Here is a 21,891-nt window from a genome sequence, read left to right on the forward strand (position 1 = left end):
CCTGGACACCGCTCAACCAGTACAAGTGCCGTGCCAGCTCGGAAAAAGGCATATAAAACAGTCGCCCACAGAATTTTCAGGAGGTTGGTGGCTGCGCTGAGGCAACCGCGTGCCCGGGGTCCGGGCCAGACCTTGCTGGCCGGGCAAGAAGTGGCCCGATGAATCTCAGTCGAATGCGAGAGACGCCAGCAGTGCCAGAAGCAGCAGTGCAGACACGCTTTGCCAGAAGGTTACCGGGTGCCGTTCGATCAGGGGTGGCCGATGGCGGTTCTGCCAGTCGGCCCCGGGCTGGCGCAGGTCATGGAGAAACTCGGACAGGGCCGGATAGCGTCGGTGGGGTTCCGGGTGCAGGGCCCGACTCAAGGCGTCGTCGACCCACACAGGAATGTCCTCGCGATAGGGGCGGGCAGACTGGTAGGTGAGCCGGCGCTGCTGAGCGCGGTTGCGGATCTTCGGCACTTCCGCCTCGTAGGGAAGCCGCCCGGTGAACAACTGATAGGTTATGACGGCGAGCGAAAACTGGTCGGCCCGCCAACTGGCCGGTTCCCCCAGAAACGTTTCCGGGGCGCTGTACAGCGCCGCGCCCCGAGGGTGAGTCGGCGGGTCGCTGTCGCCCAACTCCTGCAGGCCGGCGACCCGGGTGGCGCCAAAATCGATCAGGGTCACGGTACCCTCGGCGTCCACCAGAATGTTCTCCGGTTTCAGGTCCTGGTGCACCATTTCCAGCCGGTGGAAGGCTCGCAAGCCGCGCCCCACCTGTTCGACCAGGTTTCGCACGGTCTCCAGGTCCGGGGCCGGATGGTCCAGCATCCACTGTTTCAGGGTCCGGCCCTCCACGAAGTGCGTCACCAGGTACACGCGACTCCGTGGTCGTTCGGGCGCGAAGGGTCGAACCACGTGGGGGTTGTTGATGCGTTGGGCAATCCACTCCTCGGCGGCGAACTGTTCCAGGTACTGGCGGTCGTCCCGCAGGTCCATGGACGGAGTCTTGATGACCACCGGCGTCTGGCTGGACTCGTCCCTGGCTTGGAACACGTGGCTTCGGCCACTGGCATGGAGCTGCCGGGCGATACGGTAGCTGTCGAGCATCTGGCCGGGGGCCAGCTCGGGGGCAAAGGGCAGTTGCCCCAGCTCCCGGTAAAGCTCACGGGCTTCGCGGGCATCCGGCACGGCATCAATCCGGACGATCTGAACCGTCAGGTTGTCGTCGCTGCCGGCGGCGAACGCGGCCCTGGCGATGGCTTCGGCCGTGGCATCGAGGTCGTCGCCCCCGTCTTCGAGCAACCGGAGGATCTCGCTTTCCGACAGGTGCTCGTAGATACCGTCAGTGGTGAGGAGAAACCGGTCCCCGGCGCGCAGCGGTGCCTCGCGGTAATCGATATCGAGGCGATGTTCCATGCCCATGGCCCGGGTCAGGCAGCTTTCGGTTCGGGACAGCCAGAGTCGGTGGTCTGTGGTGAGCTGCTCCAGCTCGCGGTCGTGAATCCGGTAAATCCGGGAGTCGCCGACGTTGAAGACGTGGGCCGTTGTGGACTTGAGCACCATCACGCTCAGGGTGCAGACATAGCCCCGGTCGTGGTCGTATCGATACTGGCTCTGTCGGGTCTGGGCGTGGAGCCAGGCGTTGGTGGCCCGAAGGACCCGTTGGGCGGACTGTTTGACCGACCAGGTGTCGGGCGTGGAAAAGTAGTCGTTGAGGAAGCCGGCCACCGCCGATTCACTGGCCACCTGGCTGACATTGCTGGAGCTGATGCCATCCGCAATGGCCACGGCGATGCCCTTGGTCACACGCTGGTGGTTGTCGGGAATCAACAGGCCGTGAAAATCCTGGTTCAGGGCCTTGCGGCCCTGATCCGAATACTGGCCGACGGTAACGTCCAGGGTGGCTGACATAAATCAGCCCCCGTCCGGTGGTGACACCGGCGGGGGCAATCCGGCCTGTGCGGCGGCCGGAGCAGTGCAACGCTCAGGCACGATTCGCCAGTGCAGAGTCGTCGTAAGCTGCCGGAGCCGGACGCTTCGGAGCCGTACGCACGTGGGTGGTGTACAGGGTGAGGCCGGTGAAGGCCAGGCCGCCCACCAGGTTGCCCAGTACGGTCGGGATCTCATTCCACCAGAGGTAGTCCATGACCGAGAACTCACCGCCCATGATGATGGCCGACGGGAACAGGAACATGTTCACGATGGAATGCTCGAAGCCCATGAAGAAGAACAGCATGATCGGCATCCACATGGCCAGTACCTTGCCGCTGACGTTGGTGGAGATCATGGCGCCAACCACGCCCATGGACACCATCCAGTTGCACAGCATGCCGCGGATGAAAATGGTGGCCCAGCCAGCCGCGCCGTACTCGGCATACCCCAGGGTGCGGGCTTCGCCGACACTGGCAATTTTGGCGCCGACGGCGCCCGGGTCGGTGTTGAAACCGTAGGTAAAGATAAAGGCCATCATGAACGCAACGGTCAGCGCACCACCAAGGTTGCCGAGGAAAACCCAGCCCCAGTTACGCAGGATGGCTTTCGGCGTGACCCCCGGGCGCTTATCGAGCAGTGCCAGGGGCGTCAGCATGAACACACCGGTCAGCAGGTCGAAGCCCATCAGGTACAACATGCAGAAACCGATCGGGAACAGGATGGCGCCGATCAGGAAGACGCCGGTCTCTACCGCAATGGTGATGGCAAACGCGGCCGCGAGCGCCAGGATGGCACCGGCCATAAAGGCCCGGATCAGCGTGTCCCGCGTCGACATGTAAATCTTCGATTCACCGGCGTCCACCATCTTGGTGACGAACTCCGAAGGTAAAATATAAGACATAGCTCGTTCCTCTCGCCCACAAAAAAACGGCGCTACCCACCCGCTGCCACGTTCAAGGATGCAGGGGTGAGCAGACGCCGTCGTCTGAAAAGTATTCTGTCGCTGTGAACAGAGCCGACATTGGCCCCGTTACCGGGAGAGTTGCAGAGACCGTGCCAGAGTGTGTGGCCGGTTATGAAAGATATTTTATTTCAGAGGCTTGCCGGCATTTCCTGGGCCAGGCGCGGGTTCCGTTGAGTCCGGGGTCGGAACTGGGCGCACCCGTTCAGTGCGTTTTTCAGCGACATGCTGCACGCTGGAACAGGTGTTTGAATGACTCAGCGCAGCCGGAACCGGACCGGCAGGGCATAACGGAAGCTCTGACCCTTCATGTCGGGCGGGACGGGCGGTAGCGGGGCGGCCTGTTCCAGCATGTCCAGGGCGGCGCCATCCAGGAGCTGGTGTCCGGATCCGGTTTTCAGGCGGTGCTCCAGCAGGGAGCCGTCGCGCCGGAAACTGAACACCACCACCGGCATGCCCTCCTGCCCCAGGCGGCGGGCGCGCTGGGGGTAATCGTAGAATCGGCTGAGGTGTCGAGCCAGCCGGGTCAGGTAGTTATCGACCGCATCCGAGCGCCCGGCATTGAGTTCCACCTGCTGGCTTTGCGGCTGGGCCGTGGGTTCGGCGCTGGCACTGTCCGATGCCGGTTCGGTCGGCGTTGACGGGGCTTCCATCACCGGCTCGGGTGTTGGCTCCGGCGTGGGTTCAGGTAGCGTTTCTGGCTCTGGCTCTGGCTCTGGCTCTGGCTCTGGCTCTGGCTCTGGCTCTGGCTCTGGCTCTGGCTCTGGCTTTTGGGGGGGCGCCGGTTCCGCCGGTTGCGGCGCGGGGCGTGGCTCCGGGGTTGGTTCGGACTCTGTCGCCAGGCTGATCCGGATCGCCGGCGCCGTGTTGATCGCCGCATCGCCCAGGGCCGGCAGTCGAACGAGTTGATCCGGGGCCACCAGCAGGCTGGCCACCAGAGTAATCAGGACGGCGACCAGCAGCAGGACGGCGCGCGCAGCGCGGGGAATCGTGGTCATGATGCCGGTTCCGTCAGCAGCACGACGTCGGTATACCCGCCCTGCTCAAGGACCCGGAACAGCGCTTCGAGGTCCGCCATGGCGATAGAATCGGCGGCGGCGATTGTCAGGGGGCGGTCGGCATTGGGCGCTGGCAGTTGGTCAATCAGGGTGTTGGCGGTGAGCGTTTCACCGGCTACCTGCCAGACTCCACTGGCGGTGACCAGCAGGTCGGCGTGGGGGGGCTGTTCACTGGAATCCGAGGCGCCGGGAAGCTCGGGTAACGGCTCATCAGCAATCTGGCCCGCGACAATGAAAAACATCAGCAGCAGGAAAACCAGATTGATCAGGGGCAGCAGCGCGTCTTCCACGCGTTCCATCAGTGTTTTGCCTGAGGTCGACGGCGGGGGAACCAGTTGGGTCATGGTGTCTGCGTGGTCGCACGTTTCCAGTGGGTGTCGATGCCGGCGCTGTCCAGTCGGCTGAGCGTCCGGGTGAAAGCGCCGAGCTCGGTGTCAGGCCGGGTGGTGAGGTTCACTTCCGAAATGCCGGCGGCTGCCAGGCCGGTCATCAGGTCCTCGAGGGTGCGGGGCTTATCCTGCCAAAGTACCTCGTCCGGCCCGATCACGGTCAGTTCCGGGATCGACGGACCGGTTGCCGGGGTTCGCTCGGGCGTGGCGTTGCCGAGTTCCAGAAAGCCCACCGGTAGCAACCGGCTGGTGAGCATGAAGAACACCAGCAGAATGAACACCACATCGATGAGCGGGGTGATCCGAATGGGGATGGGCCGCCTGGGGCGGGGTTCAACCAGTTGCATGGGCAAAGCGCGGTCGGCCCGGATTCGAATAGCCCGGCGCGTGGTCCGCAGTCGGTCGGGCGCTGCCGGCGGGGGTTGATTCCGCATCCACGGCCTGCCCCTCGGGTGTGGCCGCTTCCTGGGTGGCAACGTTCAGCACCGTGACAAGGGTGCCGTCGATGGTTTTGTGGATCCGCCGCAGTCGGAATTCGATCCAGGCGGCCAGTGCCGCAAACGGAATGGCGATGATCAGGCCTGCCGCCGTTGTGGTCAGTGCTTCGTAGATCCCACCGCTCAGTTGGGCGGCGTTGGCACGGCCTTCCGTTGCGGCCATGGCACCGAATGCGTCCATCATGCCCATGACGGTGCCGAGCAGTCCGAGCAATGGCGCCAGGGCGGCGATTACCTCAATGATTTTGAGCGGCGCCTCGAACGGCTCCAGGGCGTGTTGGGCATCCCGGGCTACGGTGCTGCGAACCCGCTCGATGTCCTGCCGTTGCTGGCAGGCCTCAATGGTGTCTGCGACCAGGTGGAGCATCGGGTTCAGGCGACCGACCGCGCTTACCTGCCGGCGCAGTTGTGATGGCTGCACTTGCCCGGGCGATTGTTGCCAGATTGTCACAATTTTTTTAAGTCTGGGGGTGAGCCGGGGCGCGTATAACGCGCCCATCAGCATCAAATAGACGAAGGTAATTGCACCAGCCACAGCGATAGCCACAAGGACCATCATGACCGGGCCACCCATATCGAACAAACGGGAAAGCAGGCCGCCAAAGGGTTCGGTTGCAGAGAGCGTGGCAGTGTCTGGCATGGTCTACGACTCGGTACTGAAGTTGGTGATCTAAATAATAACGATTATCACTAAGTTTGCAAGGTGTAACCTGACATTCCCGAAGGCTCTGTTAAGATTCCTTCAGGGATCCGTGATCAAGACCTGCTGCCATTATGGGTGCGGCGGTCAGGAGGGGAGAGTCTCTATTTACCGTAACGCCCCAGTATTTGGAGTTGGAACGCTGCGATGATCAAACGTTGGTTTGGGAGCCTCGTTAATCGCGCGGTGGCCCTGGTGATTGTTGTCATCCTTCTGTCTGCCTTGGTAGTTACCCTTGTTGGTTCCCTGCTCAGTCAGGGTGAGCTCGAACAACAGGCGCGAGACCAGGTAGAAACCATGGCCCGTTTGGTGGCGAGTGAACTGGACGACAAACTTGCCCTGCGTCTGGAAACCCTCAGCCATGTCGCCGAAAGCTTCACCATGGACGAGACTGCGCTCAGTGCCCGCGCGCGCGTGCTCATCCGTCAGCAAACCGCTCTGCAACACCTTTTTGATGGCCTTTATCTGATCGACGCCACCGGCGTGGTCCTGGCCGAGTACCCCGAGGCGTATGAACAAACCGGTCTTAACGTCAGTGGCCGGGAGTATTTCCAGAACGTATCCCATCACATGACGCCGGTGATCAGCGATCCCTACATCTCGAATTACCAGGACAAGCCGGCGGTCATGATCGCGGCGCCCATTTTTGACCATCGGCAAAAGTTCCTCGGCATGATTGGCGGGGCGATCCTCCTCAAGGGCTCCAACTTCATGGAAGAGTTTGCCGGACTGCGGGTCGGCAAGACCGGGTATCTCGAAATTGGCACGCGCAGTGGGGTGACCCTGGCCCATGGCGGAAGCGATGAGGTCATGGTCCCGGTTCGGGTAGGGAATCCGGTGCTTAAGGACGCCATGGGGGGCTTCGAGGGCACCCGGCAGACCCGCGATGGCCAGGGTGAAAGCGCCATCATGTCGGTGCAGCAGATGGCGCAGGTGCCCTGGTTCGTGGCGGTGGTGTGGCCGGCCCGTGAAGCCTTCGCTCCGCTAACCCGGATGGCGGATGCGTTTGGCTGGACCCTGCTTGCCGTCATCGCCGTCATCGGGCCGTTGGCGTTGTGGGTGTTCCAGCGTCTGATGGCGCCGCTGCGAGCACTCGGTCGGCAGATCAACGAGCGCCACCTCGGGGTTCGCACCAACCCGGTGGATGTATCCGGCGGACGGGAGATCCGCCAGGTGGCCGAAATCTTCAACACGGTCATGGACGAGCGTGAGGAGGTCCTGGGTTCGCTGGCCGAACGTGAAGCCTTCTTCCGTTCACTGACCCAGAGTGCCCCGATCGGCATCGTGCAGACCGATGTCCTGGGCCGGATTGATTTCGTGAACCCCGCGTTCGAGAAGCTGATCGGCCAGCCCGCCTCCGAACTCCAGCACACGCAGTTGATCAACGGTGTTTACGAAGGCGATCGGGAGACTGTCCGCAACGGATGGCAACAGGCTCTCAGGAATAAGGAAATTTTCCGGGGCCGTTTCCGGATCCCGAGTCGCGGCGAGCGGGAGCTGATCTGGGGCGATGTGATGACGGCGGTGATCGAAACCCCGGAAAAGGCGCTGGGGAGCATCACGGTGGTACGGGATATTTCCCGCGAGCTCGAAGTCGAGGAAGCGTTGAGGGAAGAACAGCAGCGGGCGGAACATATTCTCGGTGTGCTGCAGGAGGGGGTTCTGATGGTGGATGTCCAGGGCCGTATCCGCTACGCCAACGAGGCGGCCTGCGTGTTCCTGGGCACCGAGGGTAACTGCGTCAAACGCAATTTCTTCGATCTGGTGGTCATCGAGGGCAACGACGGGCCCCTTGCCCACACCGATTTTCTGACCGGCGACAATGTCGACAGTCTGTACGGTACGCTGCGCAACCAGAAGGACGAGGTTTTCGACATCGACCTGACCATGCTTCACGTGCGTCAGGGCAAGCACAACGAACGCATGGTGTTTGTGATCCGGGATGACAGCGAACGCCGCCGCGAAGAAGAGCGACTGTCCTGGGAGGCAACCCACGACAGTCTCACCCAGCTACTCAATCGCCGGGCGTTCAGTTCCGCGCTCATCAAGTGCATGGCGGACGTGCCTCAGCAGCGCGAGCGCTCGGTGCTGATGTTGATCGACCTGGACCATTTCAAGCCGGTCAATGACGAGGGCGGCCATCTCCTGGGGGACGATCTGCTGAAACGGCTGGCGGACCTGTTCAAGGATGCGGTGCGCAAGTCCGACATCGTGGCCCGGCTGGGGGGAGACGAGTTCGGCATCATTCTTCCGGCCTGTGGCCTCGAACGGGCCGAAGCGCTGGCGGAACGTATCCGTTCGCGGGTGGCGGAGCTGAGGATCGAGCAGGACGGCAAACATTTCGGGGTCACCGCCAGCATCGGGCTGACCGAACTGACCTCGGGCGACAGCGGGCCCAGGGAAGTGATTTCCCGTGCCGACGAGGGTTCCTACATCGCCAAGTCCCGGGGTCGAAATGCGGTCGTGGTGGTTCCGGCACCCTCCGACGACTAGTGCCTGGTCCGTCCCGGACATGTCAGGCTCACCAGCTGCTGGCGCTGCCAGCCTGCCACAGCAGCCGCAACGCCAGCAGCGTCAGGACCACGTTAAAGGTGTGATGGAACCACCGGTTGCTCAGTGATCGGAGCAGGTGAAGGCCCAGCCAGGTCCCGGCAAACCCGCTGGCAATCATCGCCAGGATAAACGGCAGCCAATCCGGAAAGACAAATCCTGCAACGCTGAACACCAGCGCCTTGGGCGCGTGCTGCAGGGTCATGGCCGTGGCAAAGGTGGCGACCGTGGCGAAACGGTCGATGTGGATCTGCTTGATGAAGGCCGCCACCAGCGGTCCGGTGGCGCCCACGAACAGGCTGACAAAGCTGGTGAGCCCGGAGGCCAGGAAAATACCGGTGTTGCCGAAGGATCGCCTGGGCAGCGGTGGCCCCCAGCACAGGTAGAGTACGAACAGGCCGATGGTCAGTTGCCAGACCGGCGCGGGCAGGTCGACCAGCAGCCAGGCGCCCAAACCGGCGCCAACCACCACGCCTGGGGCGAACGCAGCGATCACCTTCCAGTCCACCTGTTTGCGGGTCAGCAAGGCGCGCCCGCCGTTGGAACCGAGCTGGATCATGCCGTGCACCGGAATAATGGCGGCAGGCGGCATCCAGGTCGCCATCACCACCAGCAGCAAAACGCCGCCCCCGGCACCGAGACTGGCGGTGATCATGGAGGTCAGAACCGAGCAGGCCAGCAGAAAGGTCGCGACAGGTACGCTCAGGCTGTCCGGCAGCAGGGTCAGTTCCATTCACAGAATTCCGTGGTGGCCAGCCGAGGAGACCGGCACAGGGCTTCCGTTGCCAGTTGCACGTCGGCGACGTAGTACAGCGAGGCCAGCCCCAGGCGATCACGGCCCAGATTGTGGAAGACCATGCCGAACGCGATGTCGCCCGCGGTGAAACGCTGGTGGTGCTCGGCAAAATAGGCGGCGGGCTTCGACAGCTCGTCATCCACCAGCAGCGCTTCAACGCGCCCGGCGCCGCCGTGGTAGGCCTGCACCAGCAGGAGCGTGAACAGGCGTTGTTGTTTGGCGTCGGGCAGATTGCCAAACCGTTGCTCGAAGACCGGCCGGAGATTGCTGGCGTTCTGGTCCATCAGACGGAGTGCACAGTCAATCTGCGCCAGCCGGTGCCAGTAGTTGCGGGGTTTGATCCGGCAGTCCGACAGCGCCGACGGTGACAGTTGCAGGATGCCGCGGGCATTGGCGCCGGAATGGGCCCGGACCTGACCACCGCTTTCGATCAGGAGCTGGCCGGCGAGGTAGCGTGGCAGGGCCTGGGGCAGGTCCAGCCGGTCCTGAGCCATACGGGTCTGGTACACATACATCAGGGCCTCATGCAACGAGCCTGGCTGCTCGCCGGACGCGAACGAGAGATCGTCCCAGGCGCCCCAGAGGCGATCAGCGGGCAGGGTGCCGAGGTAGCGGGCCACTGCTTCATCCAGATTGACGTGGGGCTGGTTGCAGGCGAGCGCGAACGGGTAGCCGGTCTGGTCGGTTTTTCCGGGGAGCCAGGTGTCGGTACGCGTCTTCTCATGCAAGGAGCGGCGGGTGTCGTTGAGGCGTTGCTGGGTTTCGTCGCGGTCTGAACCGTCTGAAATCCAGGCCAGGAACTGACCGCGCATGTCGAACAGGATGTGGCGCTCGGTTTCGGCGCAGTAGCCGGATTCCCGCAGTACCCAGCCGCGGATGGTCAGGATGTTGCTGTACACCCCCTGGCTCGCCCAGTAGGGTGTATCCCGCACCACCCGGGTCCAGTCAGCCGGGGTAGTTGGCGGGTTTGCGTCGGCACTGGCCTGGCTCAGGCCTGTGCACGCCAGGATGAAAATCAGGCAGAGCTGTCGTAAGCTCGTCAGTCTCCAGTTCATACACGTAACGTCCGTGACCTTCCCGATAACACAATAACAAACGGAACCTATGATGAAGCAATCAGAATATCTGAGGTATGACGCCACCGCACTGGCCGATCTGATCCGGCGAGGGGAGGTTACCTCACGTGAAATCTGCGAGGCGGCGACGGAGCGGGCCACCCGGGTGAACGGCACCCTGAATGCTATCTGTTACCCGCAGTTTTCTGAAGCACCCGGCCAGGAATTTCCCAGGGAGGCGACCTTCGCAGGTGTTCCCCTGCTGCTCAAGGACCTGGCCCAGGAACAGGCCGGTCACCCCTGTACCTATGGCAGTCGGGGCCTCACCCGAAATGTGGCGACCCAGGATTCCGAGTTTGTCCGGCGTGCCCGGGACGGTGGCCTGGTGTTTCTGGGCCGTACGGCAACGCCCGAATTCGGCCTGAAAGCGGTCACGGAGTCCGAGCTCTGGGGCCCGTCCCGCAACCCGTGGAATACCGACCTTACCCCCGGCGGGTCCAGTGGCGGCTCCGGAGCGGCCGTGGCCGCGGGCATCGTGCCCATGGCCGGAGCCAACGACGGTGGCGGATCCATTCGTATCCCGGCCGCCTACAATGGCCTGTTCGGCCTGAAGCCTTCCCGGGGCAGGATTTCCAGCGGCCCGCTGGTTGGTGAGGCCTGGACCGGTGCCTCCACCGATCACGTGGTCAGCCGGACCGTGCGGGACAGCGCGGCGATGCTGGACATCCTCAGCGGTCCGGCCTCCGGCGACCCCTTCGCCATTCCCGCGCCGCCGGCGCCTTTTTCCCAGTTGAGCCAGCAATCGCCGGGTACCCTGAAAATCGGTGTGTTCACCTCCTCGCCCTACGATACCGAGGTTGCGCCAGACTGTGTGGCCGCAGTGGAGGCGACGGCCCGGGTGCTGGAAAACCTGGGTCACAAGGTGGAATACGCCCGGCCGGAATTCGATGGTATGGCGCTGGCCCGCTGTTACCTGGGGTTGTATTTCGGTGAAGTATCGGCGCTGATGGCGCAGGCCCGGGAACGCTTCGGGGCCCGGGACGAAGACTTCGAGCTGGATACCCGACTGATCGGCATGCTGGGCAATTCCATGCCCCTGTCCGATTACGTTCGGCGCCGGCAGCAGTGGAACGACTTTGCCCGTGCGCTCGGCGCGTTTTTCGGCAGCTACGATCTGTATCTGTGCCCCACCACCGGCCAGCTTCCGGCTCGCATCGGGGAGCTGGAGACCCCGGCCCACCTGAAGATTGCCGCCCGACTGATGCTGGCGCTGAAAGCGGGCAAGCTGGTGCACCGTACCGGCCAGGTTGATCAGATGGCGCTGGAAAGCCTGGCCCGTACGCCCTTTACCCAACTGGCGAACCTGACCGGGACTCCCGCCATGTCGGTCCCGATGCACTGGACGGCGTCCGGCCTGCCCGTGGGCGTTCAGTTCGGTGGGCGTCATGGGGACGAAGTCCGGCTGCTGCAACTGGCGGCCCAGTTGGAGGAAGCGAACCCCTGGTTCGGTCAGTATGAGCGCCTGGAGAACGCCTTCGATGGGTAGGGCTTGTGATCCGCTTGCCAAAACTCCACGTTTATCTTTGTGTGCGGAACAGGCTATGCTGTTTGTCAGGGAGACCCATTCTTCCTGACAGACCCTGATGGCATCGAGGAGGCGAGCGTATTATGAACCAACCGATGGCAATCGATGATCTGGTATCAGTAGCACAGGCCGAGGCCATGGGGGAGCTGGATGCCCCGATGATGGCAATCGTCCTGTCCAGCGAACAAAGCTACGACTTGCCCATTAATTCCCTTGAAACCGATGCCGACAAGGCCCGCTGGGGGTTGATCCTCCGCGCTGCCCGCGAGCATGTGGAAGCGGATGCGGTGGCGGTGCTGTACCCGGCCTGGACCACCATCCGTCAGAAGAAACCCGAACCGGAGGCGGAACAACGCTCGGAGGATGCGGCGGAGAGCCCTGGAGAGGGCGAGAGCAGCCCGATCGACACCCTGTTTGTCCAGTTGCACACCCGTGATCACGTGTACTGGCGAGGGTTCGAGCAGATTCGGGATCCAAAACACCAGCGCATCATCGGCTTCCGCCGGATCAAGGCGCTGTCCACCGACTACAAACGGGACGAAGCGCCGTCCGTCACGGCCTGGCTCAGCACCTTGTTTGAGCCATTACCGGATGAAGGCGAGGAAACCGCGGTCGACCGGGAACTGGCCGACCTGTTGGAAGAGCCGGAAGTGACCGCCGCACTCTACCCGCGTCAGATGCGCGCCCTGCACTGATCCTCCTACAGCCGCCGGGGCTCCGTGCGCCGGCGGCGTTGACGATCCACCTCGGGTCCTCAGATGGAGGCCGCCCGTTCGATCACCCACATCAGACTGATCCCCCCGACGCCAGCCAGCATGGCGGGCACCAGGGCGCGCTGGTAGACCCGGAATCGCGCCAATAGGTAAAGCACCGGGAAGCCCAGGATCAGCAGGCCCAGCTGCCCTGCCTCGACGCCCAGGTTGAAACCGGCCAGGGCAATGGCCAGATTGGCCTCGCCGCCGGTCAGGTCGCCGAGGACGCTGGCAAAGCCGAAACCATGCACAAGCCCGAAGCCGAACGCCAGTTTCCAGGTCTTCCGGCCCAGGACCGGCCAGAGCACGTTCAGAGCAGCCAGGGCAATGGACAGGGCAATCACGGTTTCCACCCAGGCAATGGGCAGGCGGACAATCTCCAGGGCGGCCAGGGCCAGGGTGACCGAGTGGGCCAGGGTAAACGCCGTGACAATGCCGGCGAGTTGGATCAGCCGTGGCCGCAGGCCGGGCGACTCACTCCTGCCCGGTGAAGCGGTCATCAGGCTGGCGGGCAAGACCAGCACCAGAAGGAACAGGATGTGGTCCAGGCCGATCAGGAGGTGGATGACCCCTTCGCGGAGAAAGGTCGTGAAGGTGCGCCAGCGCCCGGGTGCCGACCCGGGCAGGAGATCGACTTGGCGCTGGTCCGGCGACAGTACTGCCAGGGTTTCTCGATCGCCCGAGTCGATGCGGACAAGGCCACGGTGCAGGCTATCGCGGTCGAACAGCAGCTGGTAACTCAAGGTTGCCGGCGGTTCGCCGTTCGGACAGTCCAGTCGGTACCTGGCGGCACCGTAGTGACCGTCGCTGTGGGTGCTGATGCCCCAGTCCGCTCCGGCCAGGGCACAGGTCCCGGAGGCGCTGGCCACCGTGACGCCCGATTCCAGGATTCGGGTCATGCCGGCTCGCTGGGCCCGAATCTCGCGGCCCGACACCTGTTGATCGCCGTTCTGGTCCAGCGGAAGAAGCAGGGCAAGGTCGCGAAGGGCCACGTCAATCCTGAGCTCCGACCGGCCGGTGTCGACGTACAGGAAGCTGTCGCTGGCCTTGTGGGCGTGGGCCTGGCTGGCCAGAACCATCATCAGACACAGGGTCAGGGTCAGCCGCAGGCAGGGTTCGGGCCGTCTCATGGCACCTCCGGATAGCGTGCGTCGGACTGATTGGTGGTCGTCAGCCAGCGTTGTAGCGTGCTGAGGGCGGCTCGGTCGCCAGCGGCAAGCGCCGCCCGGATCGCCAGCGCCGTGTCGAGAGGTTCACGCTGTGTCTGCCAGTTCGCCATGGCGTATCGGAGCGCGATGTCCGGTTGCGCCTCAATGGCCAGCTGGAACCGGGCGAAGTCCCGCTTATGCAGCAACGCGCCGCGCCACTGGGCTTCCTCGAATCGCTCCCGCAGCCGGTCGGCGAGCGCCTCCTTACCGGGATGCCCGGCCTCGTGCATGGCAATCGCCCGCAACACGGCAAGGGCGTCGACCTGCTCGTAACCACGGGTCAGTGCCAGGACCGATTCGAGCTGTTGGTCCCTCAGGTACCAATCGGCCAGTTGTGTGCGCACATAGAGATCCTCCGGGTTGCCGGCGAGAACCGCTTGCCAGTGTCTCTCGGCCGAGGCCAGCCCCAGCTGCGCGGCGATGTCGCCCAGAGTGCCTTGCGCCCAGAGATGGCCAACCGACTCCCTGTTCCCGGAGGCCAGAAGCCGGTCTGCCAGACGCTCATAGGCCGCCCGGGCATCGCCGGAACGGGCATCCACCTGGGCCAGGCAACTGGCGGCTATCAGGCCGGGGTAGGCCATTGACAGGCGCTGGCAATGTGTCCGGGCCGGGTCATAGCGCCCCTGAACAGTCTCCAGGTTGGCCAGGGTCAGCCGGGCCTGGAGGCGTTGCCGGCGATCGGTGCTCTGGTCGATCACGGTGGTCAGATCCTGTCGGGCCTCGTCGAAGCGGTGGAGGCTCTGGGCCAGGGTGGCCCGCAAAACCCGCAGACGATCGGTCATGGCCTCGTCCGGCCATTGCTGGAGGCGACGTTCGGCGTAGCCGAGGAAGCGCGGGTCGCCGGTTCCCCGCGCCTGGTCGATGAGGGTCTGGACCTCGTCGGCCATGGCACCTGCGTTCGATGGCACCTGAGTGGCGCGGGGGACGGCGTCGGGCAGACGGGCGAGAATCGCGTCGTCTGCGAAATCGGTACGGATCGGGGCTGGCGCCGAAACGGCCGGGAACGGCCAGGCCATCAGGCTGGCCAGCCCGATCCAGAAACAAAAAGCCCTGCCCCGGAGGGCAGGGAGCGTCGACGCCGGAGACAGGCCCGTGTGGGTCCGGCGACGCGGTGGGTTACCGCAGCAGCTCATCGAACGCCTGCGGGTTGTTCTGGTCGTTAAAGCTGAACTCGATTCGATCAAGACGCTCGGGAGCCGTCGTGTCCGCCGTGGCCTTGACCTGCGCCGTGACGAACGAGGTGAAATCGAGAGTCAGGACCGGGCCCTGTCCGGAATTGCCGGAATCGCTGAAACAGCCTGACAGGGCAACCGCCGTGAGGAACGCCAGTCCGATTTTACCGATGGAAAGCATACACAGTCCCCCTTACAGACCGTTCGGTGAACCCGGGATCGGGGTCGCCAGGTACGGGAAGGTGGTTCTGAGCTCAGCGGGATCCAGCTGAACGCCATCGGTGAACGGAACATCTCGGTTCGGTGCGTCTTCGGTGAGCGCGCCCATCGCGACTCGCAGCGCCGCATCGACAACGTCATCGACCGGGCGCCGGCCATTCGGGAAGCCGGCGTTGTCGCCGCCGAGGACACCCAGGTCATTCTGGGAACCTGCCGGGGTTGCCGCGATGGTCGGATTGAGTCGCAGCATTTCCGAGGTGGTAACGCCCACCGGCATGTTGACGCCGGGCACACCGGTCAGGAAGGCGGTGACGAGATCGGTCCGCGGGAAGTTGTTGGGCGCGACAGCGCCGGCATCCCCGAACAGGATTTCCAGCAGTTCCGGCAGGGTCGGATGGGTCACGTAGGTCGCGAACTGGCCGTCGTCCTTCGGCTCGCTGGCGTTAAACTGGTCCTTGTCCTTCAGGCCGATCACCACCTCGTTGACCAGTGGCATGCCGAGTCGGGAAACCTGGGTGTAGGCACCGCCCTCCACGGTGGCGCCCTTGCCATTGGAGGACGGGCCGGGGTTGATGATCCGGGCCTGGCGAACGCTGGCCGTCGTCCAGGCGCCAATGACCGGCTGGCCGTTGGAGTTGGCGGCCGTGCCAGTCAGGCAGTCGGTGGGGATTTCGAGGGCGAACGAGGTCACGTTCTTGTTGGCCAGGTCACCCGGGCCTTCGCCATCGCGCGGGCCCAGCGGGTTGGTGTTGACCAGGTCGAAGATCTCACCCAGGTTGACCGCGAACGCTTCCTTGCGCTGGCCGACGAAGACCCGGCCGTCGGTGCTGCAGCCCGGAATGGTCAGGCCGAAGATATGCTGGTCGGCGTAGCTGGCGTAGTCCGCGAAGGACTTGTCGCCGATGTTGTCCAGGGGCTTGCTGAAGCTGCCCGTTCCGGTGGTGACGTTGGTGGAGGCAAAGGACCGTCCGTTCCGGCGGTCGCCCCGGATCACTGACACGGTGTACTGCTGCTGCAACTGCACGTTGCCAGCCACCGTGGCGTCGCCGATGTTTTTCAGCGGCACGGAGACCATTTCCTGGCTGCCTTCGTCACCCACCGGTAACTGGATGTCATTGAGCTGGTCTTCAAAGCTGAACTGGAAGGTGATGTCTTCCTGGGCATCGCCATTGTTGTCCACGTGGATCTCGTAGACCGCGTCGTCGTCCAGATCGAAGTAGTTGGGGCCGCCGTAGGCGTCCTGCAGGGGCAGATAATTGGCAATAAGGGTCACATAATCCGCACGACCGGACTCGTAGCTGCGGAACATGTAAAAATCGGTGCCATCAACCTTCGGGATTTCGGTGATGAAAGGTGCTTCCCGGTGACTCGATGCGTGGCCGCTGCTGGCACTCAGACAGAAGCCTGCGACAGCAATGGCCAGGCCGGAGCGTTTCAGAATCGTGTTCATTCCGTTGTCCTTTTCTTGTGTGGTTGGTTCACAGGAGGAAACGGAAGCCTTCGAAGGAAAGATGCAGGTCGGTGAAAAAATAATCTTTGCCGCGTCTGGCATCCCGAGATCGATTCGGGGCGTATCAGAACCAGAGCCAATAAAAAACGGAGATGTTATGAACCCTGGCCAGACCGATCAGGAGGATCTGATGCGTTTACTGTTTCAGGTAGCGCACCAGGACCGCAAAGCCTTCGAACAGCTGTACCAAGCGATCGCAGCGCGGATGTTCGGATTGTGTATGAAACTGGCGGGCCAGCGGGAGCTGGCGGAGGAAGCCCTGCAGGAAGCGTTCATTCAAATCTGGCATCACGCCGGCGAATACCATGACGGTCGGGGCACGCCGATGGGCTGGATGATGACCATCGCCCGATATCGGACGCTGGACCTGATCCGGTCCCGGAAAGTCAGGCAGACCTCCGGTGATGATCACCTCGAACACGTGGAAGACCAGCGAGCTGGCCCCCTGGATGACTCCTTGCGCCACGCGGGCTCAGCCCAGTTGAACGGTTGCCTGGAAGAACTCACGGAGGTTCAGCGGGACAGCATTCTGCTGTCATACTATCGGGGATTCACCCACGAGGAGCTGGCGCAGGCGCTGAGTTCGCCGATCGGAACGGTCAAAAGCTGGATCCGGCGTGGTTTGCTGGCGCTGAAGAGGTGCCTGGAACAATGAAAAAGACACCGGAACGTATCGAAAGCCTGGCTGCGGAGTATGTGCTGGGCTCATTGAAGGGGCAGGCTCGGGCGCGGTTTGAGCGCTGGATGATGGAGTCATCCCGGGTTCGACAGGAGGTCTGGTTCTGGGAAGAGAAGCTGGGCCAGCTGTCCTCGGAAGTGCCGCCAGTGACGCCTCCCCGCTCTGCCTGGCAAGCCATTGAGCGCCGACTCTGGCCGAAGGCCGACCCGGCCAGCGCGAGCGCCGGCCAGGGCGTGCGCTGGTTGTGGCCGGGTTGGAGCCTGGCGGCGACGGCCGCCGCCGTGGTGTTGGCGGTGTTGCTGGTTCAGCAGCCAGTGCAGACGCCCACGCCACAGTTGTCCGGTGCGATTGTGCAGGCGGACATCAGTGATCCGCTCTGGCTGGTCAGTGAGTCCGGGCGGGACAATCTGCTGAAATTGCGATCGGTCGCCGCGAGCGCTGCCGACGCCGGCAAGGACTACGAACTGTGGATTGTGCCGGAGGACGGCCAGCCGTTGTCCCTGGGGGTCATCCCCGCCGGTGGCGTGCACCAGGTGACGCTGAGCGATGAGGCCCGGACGGCACTGTCGCAAAGCCGAACCCTGGCAATCAGCCTCGAGCCGAGGGGCGGGTCGCCGACCGGCGCGCCCACCGGCCCTATTCTGCACGTGACCAAACTCTACGAGCTCTGAGGCGGCCCTATTTGGCGGCGATCAGGGTCAGGCACAGCTGGGCGTTCTGGATGAAGTGTCCGAACGCCGACAGCTGCTGGTCCGATGGGGTGTAGTCGCCGGCCGCGTTGTCGGCGTAGAACAGCCCGACCAGCCGTCCATTGGCCCGGAGGGGGCCCACCAGGGCCGGTACCCGGCCGAGCCAGCGGTCGTAACCGGTCGGGCTGGCGTCGGCATCGGGCCGGTAGATAAAGCAGCCGGCCTCGGGCAACAGCTTGGCCAGCGGGCCGGACCCGTCCCTCGGGATGGTGAGCTGGTCCCGCCAGTCCTCCGTGCCGCGTCCGCTCAGTTTCCTTGGCACCAGTTCCCGGCCGCTGCGATCGCCCATCAGCAGGGCGACCCGCTGCATGCCGATGGCCCGGTGGATGCCCTCGATCACCAGTTGACAGACTTCGTTGATGTCCGGTTTTTCCGCCAGGCTTTCGGTCAGATCGCGAAGGATCTGAAGTTGCAGGTTCGGGTCCATGTCCGGTGCCTTCGCCGCCGCCTTATCGCCGTCCTGCTGGTTGCCGGGCATCAGCGCGGTGACTTGCGGAATGCCCAGAGAAACGGCAACGCGGGCGGCCTCGGCGGCATTGACCTTGATCCGGTCACGAACCGTGGCCGGGTTTTCATCGATATCCTTGCCCAGTTGCTCGAGCAATTTGTCCATCTCGGTGCCGCGCCAGCCGAGCTCGGACAGCCGCGCCATTTCCACCGAATGCCGCACCAGGCTGGCGTTGGGTGAGTTGGGCTGGCCGGGTGCGACCACGTCCTTGATAAACGGCCCCAGTGACCAGGCGTCTACCAGGCCCCGGGTGATTTCCGTAAAGGTGGTGTGCAGAACCGCTTTCTGGGCCTCCACCGGCGGTTCTTCCAGGCGCAACCGCTGCTCGAGTTCGGTGGCCTGCTCGGTTTCGCAGGACCAGAACGCCAGCTCCCCGATGTTCATCAGCAGGGCCCCGATAAACACCTCTTCCAGTGCGGTTTCGTTGCGCTTGGGCATCAGACACCGGGCCTGGACCGCGGCATGGATGGCCCTCGCCAGGCACCGCAGCAGGTGGGGACGGTCGTTGCGTTGCAGCAACGAGTCGACGATCAGCGAGGAGATGGCCATGGATTTCACGGCATCGAACCCGATCAGGGTAATGGCTCGGCTGACCGTGCTGACCTGGGTCCGGGTCTGGTTATAGAACACCGTATTGGACAGCCGCAGGACCTGCGACGTGAGCTGGGCATCGTTGAGAATCACGTTGGCCAGTTCGTTAACCGTGCTGTTGCGGCTGTCGGTCAGCTCATTGATCCGCCGGAGGGTGTTGGCCAGGACCGGCAGTTCCACTTTGCTCAGGTAGGTGACCCATGCCTGGGTCGTGGTCATCCGCACGGGCGTCGTATCGTTCTCGGTGGTCACTTGGGTAGCCTCGGGCAGCGGGCTTCGGGAAGCATGGAGGTTATTGTTTAGCGTCCAGTTTAGTCCACGGCCCGATGCCATGTCAGGTAACCGTTTGTGTAAGGGCATTTACCCACGGTGATCCGCGCCTGCGGATTCGGGTTTGGCGAGGGAATGGGCTATAATCGCCGGTTTTAACGCTGCACCCACAAGGCGCTACCGTGATTGTATTTGACCAGGTACAGAAGTCGTATCAGGTGGACGGCCGGGCGATCCCCGCACTGCACCCCACCGATATGACCATTGAAACCGGCGAGGTGTTTGGCATCGTCGGTCACTCCGGCGCGGGTAAATCCACGCTGGTGCGTCTGATCAACCTGCTCGAGCCACCCACCGGCGGCCGGATTCTGATCGACGACGAAAACATCACCCATTACAACGCTGCGGAGTTGCGGGCTTTCCGGCGCAAGGTCGGGATGATTTTCCAGCACTTCAATCTGCTGTCGTCCAAGACCGTGGCGGACAACATTGCCTTTCCCATGAAGCTGGCGGGCATCTACTCGAAAACCGAGATCCGTGACCGGGTGCAGGAACTGCTGGCCCGGGTCAGCCTGACCGATCACGCCAACAAGTACCCGTCCCAGTTGTCCGGTGGGCAGAAGCAGCGGGTCGGAATCGCCCGCGCCCTGGCCTGCCGGCCGACCATTCTGCTGTGCGACGAGGCCACCAGTGCGCTGGATCCGCAAACCACCCAATCCGTGCTGAAACTGCTGGCGGACATCAACCGTGAGCTGGGCCTGACCATTGTCCTGATTACCCATGAAATGGATGTGGTGCGCCGGGTCTGCGACCGGGTGGCGGTGATGGACGCCGGTCGTGTGGTGGAAATGGGGCCGGTCAGTGAGGTGTTTCTGCATCCCCAGCATCCGACCACCCGGGATTTCGTGTTCGAAAGCGAAAGCATCGACAGTGAGGAGCTTCAGGAAGATCTGCAGAAGGCCGATGGCCGTATCATGCGCCTCACCTTCAAGGGTGACGCCACTTACAAGCCGCTGCTGGGCAGCGTGGCCCGGGAGTCCGGCGTGGATTTCAGCATCCTGTCGGGCCGCATCGACCACATCAAGGACACGCCCTACGGGCAGCTGACCCTGTCGCTGGTCGGTGGCGATCTGGAGGTGGCCATGAACGCCCTTAAGGCTGCCGACGTTCACGTGGAGGTGCTGCGCTGATGGACGCCCTGTTGAGCAATGTAGACTGGAGCGAAATCGGCTGGGCCAGCTGGGACACCCTGGTCATGGTGGGTATGTCCCTGCTGTTCAGTGTGTTGATCGGCCTGCCCGTCGGCGTGTTGCTGTTCCTTTTCGGCAAGCGCCAGCTGCTGGAGCAGCCGGTGGCCTACGCCGTGTTGTCGTTTGTGGTGAACGTGTTGCGGTCGGTGCCCTTTATCATCCTGCTGATCGTGATGATTCCGTTCACGGTGCTGCTGATCGGTACCTCCCTGGGGGTGGCCGGCGCGATTCCGCCCCTGGTGGCGGGCGGCGCGCCGTTCTTTGCCCGGCTGGTGGAAACCTCGTTGCGGGAAGTGGACCGTGGCATCATCGAGGCAACGCAGGCGATGGGCGCGAGCGTCAAACAGATCATCTTCGGCGCCCTGCTGCCTGAGGCACTCCCCGGCATCATTGCCGGTATCACCGTTACTGCGATCACCCTGGTTTCCTACGCCGCCATGTCCGGTGTCATCGGTGGTGGCGGCCTTGGCGATCTGGCCATCCGCTTCGGATATCAACGATTCCAGACCGATGTCATGGTCATTACCGTGGCGTTGCTGGTGATTTTCGTTCAGGTGCTGCAGATGGTTGGTGACCGTCTGGTGCTCTATTTCAGCCGTAAATAATTCAAACAGGAGAACGTAGAATGAATCTCAAGAAATCCCTGGTGGCGCTGGCTGCCGCTGTAACTGTTTCTGCCGCTGCCTCCGCCGAGGAGCTCTCGGTGGCGGCAACGCCGGTTCCCCACGCGGAAATCCTGGAATTTGTGAAGCCGACCCTGGCGGAACAGGGCGTGGAACTGGATGTGAAGGTATTCACCGACTACATCCAGCCGAACATCCAGGTGGACCAGAAGCGGATGGACGCCAACTTCTTCCAGCACAAGCCGTACCTCGATGAGTTCAATGCCGGCCGCGGCACCAACCTGGTGACGGTCACCGGCGTCCACGTGGAACCGTTTGGCGCCTACTCCAGCAAGATCGATTCCCTGGAGGCACTGGAAGACGGCGCGGTCGTGGCCATTCCCAACGACCCCACCAATGGCGGACGTGCCCTGCTGCTGCTCCAGAAAGCCGGGCTGATCACGCTCAAGGATGCCAGCAAGATCACGGCGACGCCCCGTGACATCGCCGAAAACCCGAAGAATCTGGACTTCAAGGAACTGGAAGCGGCGACCCTGCCGCGGATCCTGAACCAGGTCGATATCGCGCTGATCAACACCAACTACGCCCTGGAAGCGGGACTGAACCCCACCGAAGACGCGCTGGTGATCGAAGGTTCCGATTCACCCTACGTGAACATCCTGGTGGCCCGTCCGGACAACAAGGACAGCGAAGCCATGAAGAAGCTGTCTGCGGCCCTGACCTCCGACGCGGTCAAGGCGTTCATCAAGGAGAACTACGAGGGCGCCGTGGTTCCTGCATTCTGAGGTAAACCGGCCCGCGGGCCGGAACACGGGATAAAAAAAGGCCGGGCAGATCAGCTGCCCGGCCTTTTTT

At 63.3% G+C, this 21,891-nt stretch carries 21 protein-coding genes; 8 read left to right on the forward strand and 13 right to left on the reverse strand.

What is annotated here, in order from left to right; genetic code table 11:
* Positions 1-165: 165 nt before the first annotated feature.
* The 6 genes from KXD86_RS12200 to KXD86_RS12225 all read right to left on the reverse strand — a co-directional run bounded on the left by KXD86_RS12200 (position 166) and on the right by KXD86_RS12225 (position 5,459).
* Positions 166-1,893: a bifunctional protein-serine/threonine kinase/phosphatase gene (locus tag KXD86_RS12200; RefSeq protein WP_218636279.1), complete on the reverse strand. Its 1,728-nt coding sequence runs from the start codon at positions 1,891-1,893 to the stop codon at positions 166-168.
* A gap of 73 nt (positions 1,894-1,966) precedes the next feature.
* Positions 1,967-2,815 carry a formate/nitrite transporter family protein gene (locus tag KXD86_RS12205; protein ID WP_218636280.1) on the reverse strand — a complete coding sequence of 283 codons (849 nt, stop codon included), beginning with the start codon at positions 2,813-2,815 and terminating at the stop codon, positions 1,967-1,969.
* Positions 2,816-3,132: 317 nt separating this feature from the next.
* A complete protein-coding gene (locus KXD86_RS12210) occupies positions 3,133-3,873 on the reverse strand; it encodes an energy transducer TonB (protein ID WP_218636281.1) in 741 nt (246 codons plus the stop codon).
* Positions 3,870-4,277 (reverse strand): ExbD/TolR family protein, encoded by a 408-nt coding sequence (locus KXD86_RS12215; protein ID WP_218636282.1) that lies wholly within the window; start codon positions 4,275-4,277, stop codon positions 3,870-3,872. The genes KXD86_RS12210 and KXD86_RS12215 overlap by 4 nt, the downstream gene beginning before the upstream one ends.
* Positions 4,274-4,669 (reverse strand): ExbD/TolR family protein, encoded by a 396-nt coding sequence (locus KXD86_RS12220; protein ID WP_218636283.1) that lies wholly within the window; start codon positions 4,667-4,669, stop codon positions 4,274-4,276. Before KXD86_RS12220 ends, KXD86_RS12215 begins: the two co-directional genes overlap by 4 nt.
* Positions 4,656-5,459 (reverse strand): MotA/TolQ/ExbB proton channel family protein, encoded by an 804-nt coding sequence (locus tag KXD86_RS12225; protein ID WP_218636284.1) that lies wholly within the window; start codon positions 5,457-5,459, stop codon positions 4,656-4,658. Before KXD86_RS12225 ends, KXD86_RS12220 begins: the two co-directional genes overlap by 14 nt.
* Before the next feature lie 207 nt (positions 5,460-5,666).
* Between KXD86_RS12225 and KXD86_RS12230 the strand changes: the two genes are divergently transcribed.
* Positions 5,667-8,012: a diguanylate cyclase domain-containing protein gene (locus KXD86_RS12230; RefSeq protein ID WP_218636285.1), complete on the forward strand. Its 2,346-nt coding sequence runs from the start codon at positions 5,667-5,669 to the stop codon at positions 8,010-8,012.
* A gap of 28 nt (positions 8,013-8,040) precedes the next feature.
* Here KXD86_RS12230 and KXD86_RS12235 read toward each other — a convergent pair whose 3' ends face one another.
* Together KXD86_RS12235 and KXD86_RS12240 are read right to left on the reverse strand one after the other, a co-directional pair.
* Positions 8,041-8,802: a sulfite exporter TauE/SafE family protein gene (locus KXD86_RS12235; RefSeq protein ID WP_218636286.1), complete on the reverse strand. Its 762-nt coding sequence runs from the start codon at positions 8,800-8,802 to the stop codon at positions 8,041-8,043.
* Positions 8,793-9,920, reverse strand: coding sequence for a lysozyme family protein (locus KXD86_RS12240; protein ID WP_218636287.1), 1,128 nt, complete (start codon positions 9,918-9,920; stop codon positions 8,793-8,795). The genes KXD86_RS12235 and KXD86_RS12240 overlap by 10 nt, the downstream gene beginning before the upstream one ends.
* A 52-nt stretch (positions 9,921-9,972) precedes the next feature.
* On the opposite strand from KXD86_RS12240, the gene KXD86_RS12245 reads away from it, so the two are divergent.
* The gene (locus tag KXD86_RS12245; RefSeq protein WP_218636288.1) at positions 9,973-11,466 is read left to right on the forward strand and encodes an amidase; all 1,494 of its coding nucleotides are present in this window, start codon (positions 9,973-9,975) and stop codon (positions 11,464-11,466) included.
* Between the two features lie 122 nt (positions 11,467-11,588).
* Positions 11,589-12,200, forward strand: coding sequence for a hypothetical protein (locus KXD86_RS12250; protein WP_218636289.1), 612 nt, complete (start codon positions 11,589-11,591; stop codon positions 12,198-12,200).
* Between the two features lie 59 nt (positions 12,201-12,259).
* Here the strand turns inward: KXD86_RS12250 and KXD86_RS12255 are convergent, their stop codons facing one another.
* The 4 genes from KXD86_RS12255 to KXD86_RS12270 are packed head-to-tail and all read right to left on the reverse strand — an operon-like array spanning position 12,260 to position 16,306.
* Positions 12,260-13,387, reverse strand: a complete 1,128-nt coding sequence (locus tag KXD86_RS12255; protein ID WP_218636290.1) for a HupE/UreJ family protein — start codon at positions 13,385-13,387, stop codon at positions 12,260-12,262.
* Complete coding sequence (locus tag KXD86_RS12260) at positions 13,384-14,598, reverse strand: tetratricopeptide repeat protein (RefSeq protein ID WP_228739377.1); 1,215 nt, start codon at positions 14,596-14,598, stop codon at positions 13,384-13,386. Before KXD86_RS12260 ends, KXD86_RS12255 begins: the two co-directional genes overlap by 4 nt.
* On the reverse strand, positions 14,582-14,818 hold the full coding sequence (locus tag KXD86_RS12265) for a hypothetical protein (protein ID WP_218636291.1): 237 nt from the start codon (positions 14,816-14,818) through the stop codon (positions 14,582-14,584). The genes KXD86_RS12260 and KXD86_RS12265 overlap by 17 nt, the downstream gene beginning before the upstream one ends.
* Positions 14,819-14,830: 12 nt before the next feature.
* Entirely contained in the window at positions 14,831-16,306 is a 1,476-nt protein-coding gene (locus KXD86_RS12270; RefSeq protein WP_218636292.1) for a DUF4331 domain-containing protein, read from the reverse strand.
* 157 nt (positions 16,307-16,463) lie between these two features.
* Here KXD86_RS12270 and KXD86_RS12275 point away from each other — a divergent pair, with 157 nt between their 5' ends.
* Together KXD86_RS12275 and KXD86_RS12280 are read left to right on the forward strand one after the other, a co-directional pair.
* Positions 16,464-17,021: a sigma-70 family RNA polymerase sigma factor gene (locus KXD86_RS12275; RefSeq protein ID WP_218636293.1), complete on the forward strand. Its 558-nt coding sequence runs from the start codon at positions 16,464-16,466 to the stop codon at positions 17,019-17,021.
* A complete protein-coding gene (locus tag KXD86_RS12280) occupies positions 17,018-17,716 on the forward strand; it encodes an anti-sigma factor (protein WP_218636294.1) in 699 nt (232 codons plus the stop codon). The genes KXD86_RS12275 and KXD86_RS12280 overlap by 4 nt, the downstream gene beginning before the upstream one ends.
* A 7-nt stretch (positions 17,717-17,723) precedes the next feature.
* On the opposite strand, the gene KXD86_RS12285 is transcribed toward KXD86_RS12280, so the two are convergent.
* On the reverse strand, positions 17,724-19,145 hold the full coding sequence (locus KXD86_RS12285) for an HDOD domain-containing protein (RefSeq protein ID WP_312846288.1): 1,422 nt from the start codon (positions 19,143-19,145) through the stop codon (positions 17,724-17,726).
* A 200-nt stretch (positions 19,146-19,345) separates the two neighbouring features.
* Here KXD86_RS12285 and KXD86_RS12290 point away from each other — a divergent pair, with 200 nt between their 5' ends.
* From KXD86_RS12290 to KXD86_RS12300, 3 genes are read left to right on the forward strand one after another with little or no spacing between them, the layout of a single operon-like run.
* Positions 19,346-20,353 carry a methionine ABC transporter ATP-binding protein gene (locus KXD86_RS12290; protein WP_218636295.1) on the forward strand — a complete coding sequence of 336 codons (1,008 nt, stop codon included), beginning with the start codon at positions 19,346-19,348 and terminating at the stop codon, positions 20,351-20,353.
* Positions 20,353-21,018, forward strand: a complete 666-nt coding sequence (locus KXD86_RS12295; RefSeq protein WP_218636296.1) for a methionine ABC transporter permease — start codon at positions 20,353-20,355, stop codon at positions 21,016-21,018. The genes KXD86_RS12290 and KXD86_RS12295 overlap by 1 nt, the downstream gene beginning before the upstream one ends.
* A 20-nt stretch (positions 21,019-21,038) precedes the next feature.
* A complete protein-coding gene (locus tag KXD86_RS12300; RefSeq protein ID WP_218636297.1) occupies positions 21,039-21,821 on the forward strand; it encodes a MetQ/NlpA family ABC transporter substrate-binding protein in 783 nt (260 codons plus the stop codon).
* Positions 21,822-21,891: the final 70 nt, after the last annotated feature.

The organism is Marinobacter arenosus (assembly GCF_019264345.1).
GTDB lineage: Bacteria > Pseudomonadota > Gammaproteobacteria > Pseudomonadales > Oleiphilaceae > Marinobacter > Marinobacter arenosus.

Coding starts and splice junctions, on each gene's coding strand:
- KXD86_RS12200 (WP_218636279.1), bottom strand. CDS start 1,893: ATGTCAGCCACCCTGGACGTTACCGTCGGCCAGTATTCGGATCAGGGC.
- KXD86_RS12205 (WP_218636280.1), bottom strand. CDS start 2,815: ATGTCTTATATTTTACCTTCGGAGTTCGTCACCAAGATGGTGGACGCC.
- KXD86_RS12210 (WP_218636281.1), bottom strand. CDS start 3,873: ATGACCACGATTCCCCGCGCTGCGCGCGCCGTCCTGCTGCTGGTCGCC.
- KXD86_RS12215 (WP_218636282.1), bottom strand. CDS start 4,277: ATGACCCAACTGGTTCCCCCGCCGTCGACCTCAGGCAAAACACTGATG.
- KXD86_RS12220 (WP_218636283.1), bottom strand. CDS start 4,669: ATGCAACTGGTTGAACCCCGCCCCAGGCGGCCCATCCCCATTCGGATC.
- KXD86_RS12225 (WP_218636284.1), bottom strand. CDS start 5,459: ATGCCAGACACTGCCACGCTCTCTGCAACCGAACCCTTTGGCGGCCTG.
- KXD86_RS12230 (WP_218636285.1), top strand. CDS start 5,667: ATGATCAAACGTTGGTTTGGGAGCCTCGTTAATCGCGCGGTGGCCCTG.
- KXD86_RS12235 (WP_218636286.1), bottom strand. CDS start 8,802: ATGGAACTGACCCTGCTGCCGGACAGCCTGAGCGTACCTGTCGCGACC.
- KXD86_RS12240 (WP_218636287.1), bottom strand. CDS start 9,920: ATGAACTGGAGACTGACGAGCTTACGACAGCTCTGCCTGATTTTCATC.
- KXD86_RS12245 (WP_218636288.1), top strand. CDS start 9,973: ATGAAGCAATCAGAATATCTGAGGTATGACGCCACCGCACTGGCCGAT.
- KXD86_RS12250 (WP_218636289.1), top strand. CDS start 11,589: ATGAACCAACCGATGGCAATCGATGATCTGGTATCAGTAGCACAGGCC.
- KXD86_RS12255 (WP_218636290.1), bottom strand. CDS start 13,387: ATGAGACGGCCCGAACCCTGCCTGCGGCTGACCCTGACCCTGTGTCTG.
- KXD86_RS12260 (WP_228739377.1), bottom strand. CDS start 14,598: ATGAGCTGCTGCGGTAACCCACCGCGTCGCCGGACCCACACGGGCCTG.
- KXD86_RS12265 (WP_218636291.1), bottom strand. CDS start 14,818: ATGCTTTCCATCGGTAAAATCGGACTGGCGTTCCTCACGGCGGTTGCC.
- KXD86_RS12270 (WP_218636292.1), bottom strand. CDS start 16,306: ATGAACACGATTCTGAAACGCTCCGGCCTGGCCATTGCTGTCGCAGGC.
- KXD86_RS12275 (WP_218636293.1), top strand. CDS start 16,464: ATGAACCCTGGCCAGACCGATCAGGAGGATCTGATGCGTTTACTGTTT.
- KXD86_RS12280 (WP_218636294.1), top strand. CDS start 17,018: ATGAAAAAGACACCGGAACGTATCGAAAGCCTGGCTGCGGAGTATGTG.
- KXD86_RS12295 (WP_218636296.1), top strand. CDS start 20,353: ATGGACGCCCTGTTGAGCAATGTAGACTGGAGCGAAATCGGCTGGGCC.
- KXD86_RS12300 (WP_218636297.1), top strand. CDS start 21,039: ATGAATCTCAAGAAATCCCTGGTGGCGCTGGCTGCCGCTGTAACTGTT.